Origin of the sequence: Candidatus Caldatribacterium sp. (genome assembly GCA_014359405.1) — a bacterium.
In the GTDB taxonomy this organism is placed as follows: Bacteria; Atribacterota; Atribacteria; order Atribacterales; family Caldatribacteriaceae; genus Caldatribacterium; species Caldatribacterium oleiphilum.
Genome location: JACIZN010000011.1, coordinates 1 through 6,369 on the forward strand (window position 1 = coordinate 1; position 6,369 = coordinate 6,369).

The window sequence follows — 6,369 nt, forward strand, 5'->3', positions numbered from 1 at the left end:
GAGAGCTATGCTGATATATTCTGACTCTTGCTGCCTACGGATTCTCCACCACTCCTACAAAGAGGAAGAGGCCATTCCTTTCATCCCGGATGAGAAGAAGGAAAGGATGATCCACCCGCATCACGAACTTCTCAAGAGGCATCGCTCCGGTGAGAGCAATAGTCACCGAGGTAACTGCTGCTGCCTCAGTGCCTTCCTCGTTGACCTCTAAATTTGACGCAGATGAGCTCCGAAGGTACAATAGGTGCAGAGATTGGTTCTCAGGAGGGGAAAGTGAAAAGCCGCCTCGTGCTTGCCTTTGCGTCCAAAACTGTGGTGCTTGCTTTGCTTCTTTTTGCTACCCAAGCCGTTACCTCGGTACTCCTTGGAGTGGCAACTCCTTCAGGGAAAAGCCCTGCTCTGGGACCGCTTTTTGTCTCTTATCTTGCCCAAGCAGGCGTTCTGAGCCATTTCGTTCTCCGTTCCCCTTGGAGAGGATGGAAACTGTACACGGCGGTGTTTCTCCTCTTTTTCGGGATAACCACCGCCCTGACTCAGGTGGAAACTCTGGTCTTTTTACGGCACTTGGTGGGAATTGTCCCTGAGGGAATGGTCCCTCTTCTTTTCCTCCAGGGTCTCCTCGTTTCTGCCATTTTTTCTTTCTGGCTGGTGCTTATACACGGGAGACTTGGCAGAAAAACGGAGAGTCCGCAAGACGTTTCTCGAGCTCCAAAAGGTTGGGGACTTGGAAAACTGATTCCCCTTGCTCTCCTCTACGTCCTTTTCTATATTGCCTTTGGTTTTCTTGTTTTTCGATCCCTTGCTGGGGAAGCCTTCCAGGAATTCTACGGCGGACTGACTTCCCAACCCCCTTTCCTTTTCATAGTATTCCTCCAGATCCTGCGAGGTCTGGCATTCGTCCTTCTGGCCCTATTAATAGTTCGGGCTACAGAGGCAAAACGTTCTGAAAAAAGCCTCCTTGTAGCCTTGCTCTTTGCAGTACTCATGGGATTCCTACTCCTCCCTCCCAATCCTTATATGCCTGATCGCATTCGCCTGTCCCATTTTGTAGAAGTAACTACTTCCAACTTTCTTTTCGGTTGGCTTGCCGGATGGTTGCTGAGTGACTGAAGAAGAGCCCCGAGATTCTTATTTGACTTTTTTCTGCCATAGTGCTACCGTTACCTCATCTCACCGGAGGTAACGTGAAAGTCACTTCAAAATTTATCTTGCCTGGAGCGTTGCTCCTGCTCACGTATGCCTTTGGCTTTTGGTTGAGTTCCGGTAGATAGCAGAAGGAAGGGTTATGAGGCCCGATCCGGTGAGGGAACTTCTGCAAGCGGGGAGATCCTGCATCTGAAAAGGAGATAAAAATGAATCCAAGGTTGGTTCGCCCACTCAGTCTCTCAGGCATCGTTGCAGCTGTGTTTTATTTCCTCCACGTATATTTCGGCACACGAAGCTACCCCAATTACAGTAGCATGAGCCAAGCAGTGAGCGATCTCACCGCAACGGATGCACCCTCCTTTGTTGTTGCTTCAAGGTTTTCAGCGCTCTATTCCATGTTTTCTGTTCTTGGCTGCACATCCCTTTGTCTCATAGTTGTAAACCAGATAAATAAGACTTTTAGACTTGGCATCTATCTCTACGCAGTTATGAACTGGGTATCCGGTATCGGTTACATCTTGTTTCCACTCAGCAGCAAAGGTTACCAGGGCACCTTTCAAGACGTAATGCATTTTTACGTCATAACAATTGTCGTGGTGTCCCTCTCCCTCGTTTCCTTGACATTAATATTCGTTGGCGGACGAAAGAACAAGGAAACGAAGGTAATAGCAATTTTGGGTTTCATTGTGCTGCTCTCAATGTTCTTGGGGTCAATCGGCAGTGGCGTTGCCCCCAAAGAGTACTTTGGCCTGTTCGAGCGCTTCAGTGTTTTCAGCGTTGTAATCTACACAGCGCTACTGAGTCTGTTTGGATATACCTATGAGGGTTCTCGGACGTCACCAGCGTAATGCCATCGCTGTGCAGGCATTACGGCATGCGTAAGCGAAGCCAAATGTTGGATACTTTTGGGATGAACGCCGAAAATCGAGTTTTGGGTTGGAAAATGCTCAAGGGAGGCGAACATGTCAGAACCCGTTCTTTTGGTGTATGCAACGCGTTACGGCTCAACCAAAGAAGTGGCCGAGGTAGTTGCAGCAACACTGCGTGAACAGGGGTTTGAAGTAGACCTTCAGCCCATGCGGAAAGCGCAGACACTCGAAGGGTATTGTGCTGTTGTGCTCGGAGCACCGCTCTATATCGGCAGGCTGCACAAGGACGCGCGACGTTTCTTGATGCAGCATCGTGGAGTCCTATCAAAACGGCCCGTTGCCATCTTTGCTCTTGGGCCTATCCGCAATGATGAGCAAGAGTGGCAGGAAGCTTGTGCCCAGCTCAAGAGGGAGATCGCAAAGTTTTCCTGGCTTACGCCAGTTGCTCTTGAAATGTTTGGCGGCAAATACGATCCCACGACGTTACACTTTCCCGATAGCTTACTCGCCAGCTTGCCCGCCAGCCCTCTCCACAACCAGCCAGCCAGCGACGCGCGAGATTGGACTGCAATCCGTACCTGGGCAAGCAACCTGATCGTCGCCCTTCAACCTACCCTGGCATCAAGGAACAAAGGCGAGCAGAACCATCTTTAGAATCCCAGGAATGAGCCATGGTTTCTGTCAGCTAAGGTCGAAGCACAGTGTCCTCACCATTGGACTTATATTACCGGCTTACAGAGTGCTAAAATAGTGCAAATCTACGACCGTATAAGGGCTTGCTTTCGGTGATGCTCATGCATGCAAGCCTCACTGCGAGCTCACTGATTCTTGGGCCTCTGGCGAAGCGGGAGGACCTCTCTTGTTCTGTGACCTCGTATTGGCCCTTGCGTGGTGGCTCGCTGGTGGAGGTCGTCGTGGCCAACGGCGGATAGCTTGAAAGGAATAGGGTCGGTCAAATTCCTTAGGATTACAGTTTAACAGCAATTTGTAGCCGGCACTATTCCGCTGTATTCTGCAGTACAAAGGAGGCGTGCTTATGTCAGCACTTGCCGGTATAAGGGGTTACGACGAATCGTACCACATTGTTGAGAAAATGCTTCACCCCATTGCGCACCGTGGTGGCGATGTACGCAGGCGGGTAGAAGGGAATGGCATACTCATGGGGATGTCGCTTCACGAGATCGAACAGTCCTTCACAGTCTCTCGTGAGGGAAGTACTGTGGTTTGGGATGGTATGCCACCCTCAGAAATAGACCTTCGGGTGCTCTCTCACTGGCCGGTTCCCTTTGTTGTTGCAGCCATCCAGGATGGTGACCTGTTCATCGCCCGTGATCTCCTGGGAGTGAAACCTCTCTACTTCGGGAAGTCAGGGGAAGCGCTGGGTTTTGCTTCGGAAGTGAAGGCGCTTCTTCAGTTCACCAGCGACGTGCACGAATTTCCACCGGGACATTTTTATACCCCGCGTCAGGGATTCCAACCTTTCGCCACCATTCAGACAGGGAATTTTCTTGACGACGACGAAGACACGATGGTAGCAGAGCTCAAAAATCGACTGGAACAGGCTATCCAGAGGTGGCTGGTGACGGATACGCCGGGAATATGGCTATCCGGCGGGGTGGATTCATCGGTCATTGCCACTTTGCTCAGACCAAGGGTTACAAAACTCCAGTCGTTCGTCATTGGTTTACCCGGTGCAACAGATCTGGAATATGGGCAGGCAGTAGCCAGCATCCTCCAGACCGACCACCATGCCCATACAATCTCCTTGGACGATGTGCTTGCCGTGCTGCCTGATGTGATTTACACGCTGGAGTCTTTTGATGCTCTTCTGGTTCGTTCTTCGGTGACGCATTACCTGATTTCCAAGATTGCATCAGAATACGTAGAAATCATCTTTACCGGTGAAGGAGGTGATGAGCTGTTCGCCGGCTATGATTACATGAAGCATTACACTCTCGAGCAACTCCCTTCCATCCTGGAACAGGCGGTGAGGAGTTTGCATAACACCGCCTTTCAGCGTGTGGATCGTTGTGCCGGTGCCCATGGACTTCTTCCGTGCTTCCCCTTTGCCGATAGAGATGTGGTTGAGTATGCACTTCGTATCCCGCCCGAGTACAAACTGCATCGGCGGTCAGGTAGAGTGATCGAGAAGTGGATCCTGCGCCGGGTGGTGGAACAGGATCTGCCCGAGACGGTGCTCTGGCGTCCCAAGACCAAGTTCTGGCAGGGAACCGGGTTACAGCAGTTATTGAGCGAGTATGCAGATTCGCACGTCTCAGACCATGACTTCGAACGGGAGCGGCGCCTGTCAAATGGCTGGGTATTGGCGTCCAAGGAAGAACTTATGTACTATCGCATCTTCAAGGAATTCTTCGGCAAGGTGTCTAATCTCGATTGGATGGGACGAACGCAAGTTCCCGTGGTCTCTGGAAGTTGATTCCGGGTGGATGGAAGGAGCGAGTTCTATGGGGAATTCGAGGATTCCTGAGGAGTGCGGTCTCGAACCCTTCGCCCTTCCTCCTCGTTTCCCCGCATCGGGGGAGTGGTGGAACGGCTGAATCGGACCTTCCGGGAAGAAGCGCGCATTGGAGAAGACCCATTGGAGTTCAGAGAGAAGACTCCTGGGAGTACCTGAGGGATACTGGAATTGTAGAGTGTCCCACATGATGTGAACCTAAACACCCAGTTGACAGACAAGAAACTTTTGGGTATAAAGGGAGCAAAGAATCTTTTTTCACTCAAAGAATTATGGCGCCCACCTACCAGAAGCGGGTACGGGAGGAAAATCTCAAAAAGGTCCTCCGGTTCATCCACCGGGTGGGGAGAACGAGCCGTCTAACCATTGCTCGAGAGTTCCACCTGAGTCCTGCTACAGTTACAAGTCTTGTTGCCGAACTCAAAAGACGAGGTCTTGTGTGCGAGAATGGCTTCGGCGAATCCATAGGAGGAAGGAAGCCGGCTATTCTTGAGTTCAACACCGAATGGGCCTGGGTAGTGGCAGCTAAAATCGGAGCCAAAAGAGTCCGGGTGGGCCTTGCAAACCTCAAGGGTGAACTGAAGAGTAAAATCATTGAGCCCATCGCATCGCTGCGTTTTGAGGACGTAGTAGGGCAAATCATCCGTATGGTGCACTCACTCTTTGAATCTACACCGCATCCACAGATTCTGGGCATGGGGGTCTGCTGTCCAGGAGTCATTGACCGGGAAAAGGGGGAAGTCATCAAAGCGGTGAATTTGGGCTGGCAGAATGTTCCCCTGCAGAAGCTCCTTGCCGAGCACTTCCAGTGGCCCGTTTTTGTAGAAGATGGTGCTGATGCCGGTGCCCTGGGAGAGAAATGGTTTGGAAACGGCAGGGACGTTAAAAACCTCATCTATGTGGTCCTGGGAAACGGTATCGGTGCAGGCGTCATCCTCAATGGAGAACTCTACACCGGACACCAGTACGTGGCGGGGGAATTTGGACATGCAAGCATCGATTTCTCCGGTCCTCTGTGCCCCTGTGGGAACCGGGGATGCCTTGAGCTCTACGCTTCGGCTCCGGCGATTGTCCGAAGGGTTAAAGAAGCTATTGAGAGAGGAGAAAGAACCATTATCCCAAGCCTTGTGGAGGCTCGAGGTGAGCTCTCGGGCGAAATCATCACTGAAGCAGCGCACCTTGGGGATGCCTTGGCCCTCCGCGTTTTTCGGGAAACTGGGGAGCTCCTCGGCCAGGCCATAGGGAATCTCGTGAGCGTTTTCGATCCGGAGATGGTCATCATCGGGGGAGGTCTTTCCCTTGCGCATCCGGTGTTCTTTGAGACCATCGCCGAAACCGTAAAGCACCAGTCCCTTTTCCTCCATCGCAAGCCCGTTGCAGTTCAGCGAGCCTTCTTCGGAGGGGATTCGGAACTCGTGGGAGCAGCGGCGCTCACTGTGGAACGGATTTTCGGTGCTCGTGTCCCAACTGCCGAAAAGGAGGGAGAGCAATGAAAAAAGGTATCAACCAGTGGGCTTTTCCTGCAGGTACGACATTCCGAGAGATTTTTGAGCTGGCCAAACGGTTCGGTTTCCAGGGTCTTGAACTCTGCCCGGATGAAGAAGGACCCTTCCCCTTAAAGCCTGGGAAGGACGTCTTGCACGAACTCCGCTCCCTCTCCCAGGAAACCGGAGTAGCCATCCGGAGCTTGGCTACCGGGCTTTTCTGGAAGTACAACCTTGCCTCTCCGGAGGAATCCCGACGAAGAAAGGCCAAAGACGTGGTGAAGGCACTCGTTGACCTTGCCCATGAACTCTCGGTACCTTCTGTCCTTGTCATCCCCGGATACGTCCACGTTCCCTGGGACCCCTCTTCGGAACTTGTTCCCTACGATGATGT

At 52.0% G+C, this 6,369-nt stretch carries 7 protein-coding genes (1 of these 7 only partly in view); 6 read left to right on the forward strand and 1 reads right to left on the reverse strand.

Going from position 1 to position 6,369, the window contains the following annotated elements:
* Nucleotides 1–34: 34 nt before the first annotated feature.
* Nucleotides 35–250 (reverse strand): hypothetical protein, encoded by a 216-nt coding sequence (locus H5U36_01670; protein MBC7216890.1) that lies wholly within the window; start codon nt 248–250, stop codon nt 35–37.
* Nucleotides 251–273: 23 nt separating this feature from the next.
* On the opposite strand from H5U36_01670, the gene H5U36_01675 reads away from it, so the two are divergent.
* From H5U36_01675 to H5U36_01700, 6 genes are all read left to right on the forward strand, one after another.
* On the forward strand, nt 274–1,110 hold the full coding sequence (locus H5U36_01675; protein ID MBC7216891.1) for a hypothetical protein: 837 nt from the start codon (nt 274–276) through the stop codon (nt 1,108–1,110).
* Nucleotides 1,111–1,352: 242 nt separating this feature from the next.
* A complete protein-coding gene (locus H5U36_01680) occupies nt 1,353–1,994 on the forward strand; it encodes a DUF998 domain-containing protein (protein MBC7216892.1) in 642 nt (213 codons plus the stop codon).
* A gap of 114 nt (nt 1,995–2,108) precedes the next feature.
* Entirely contained in the window at nt 2,109–2,669 is a 561-nt protein-coding gene (locus tag H5U36_01685; GenBank protein ID MBC7216893.1) for a flavodoxin domain-containing protein, read from the forward strand.
* A gap of 382 nt (nt 2,670–3,051) precedes the next feature.
* Nucleotides 3,052–4,452: an asparagine synthase gene (locus H5U36_01690; GenBank protein ID MBC7216894.1), complete on the forward strand. Its 1,401-nt coding sequence runs from the start codon at nt 3,052–3,054 to the stop codon at nt 4,450–4,452.
* Nucleotides 4,453–4,763: 311 nt separating this feature from the next.
* Nucleotides 4,764–5,984, forward strand: coding sequence for an ROK family transcriptional regulator (locus H5U36_01695; GenBank protein MBC7216895.1), 1,221 nt, complete (start codon nt 4,764–4,766; stop codon nt 5,982–5,984).
* Nucleotides 5,981–6,369 carry the 5' portion of a sugar phosphate isomerase/epimerase gene (locus H5U36_01700; GenBank protein MBC7216896.1) on the forward strand. 58 nt of this gene lie beyond the right edge of the window, so only the first 389 of its 447 coding nucleotides appear in the window; its start codon is at nt 5,981–5,983; its stop codon lies off the right edge, out of view. Before H5U36_01695 ends, H5U36_01700 begins: the two co-directional genes overlap by 4 nt.

Bases quoted from the DNA above. Each gene is read 5' to 3' on its own strand.
- H5U36_01690 (MBC7216894.1), top strand. From the start codon at position 3,052: ATGTCAGCACTTGCCGGTATAAGGGGTTACGACGAATCGTACCACATT.
- H5U36_01680 (MBC7216892.1), top strand. From the start codon at position 1,353: ATGAATCCAAGGTTGGTTCGCCCACTCAGTCTCTCAGGCATCGTTGCA.
- H5U36_01695 (MBC7216895.1), top strand. From the start codon at position 4,764: ATGGCGCCCACCTACCAGAAGCGGGTACGGGAGGAAAATCTCAAAAAG.
- H5U36_01685 (MBC7216893.1), top strand. From the start codon at position 2,109: ATGTCAGAACCCGTTCTTTTGGTGTATGCAACGCGTTACGGCTCAACC.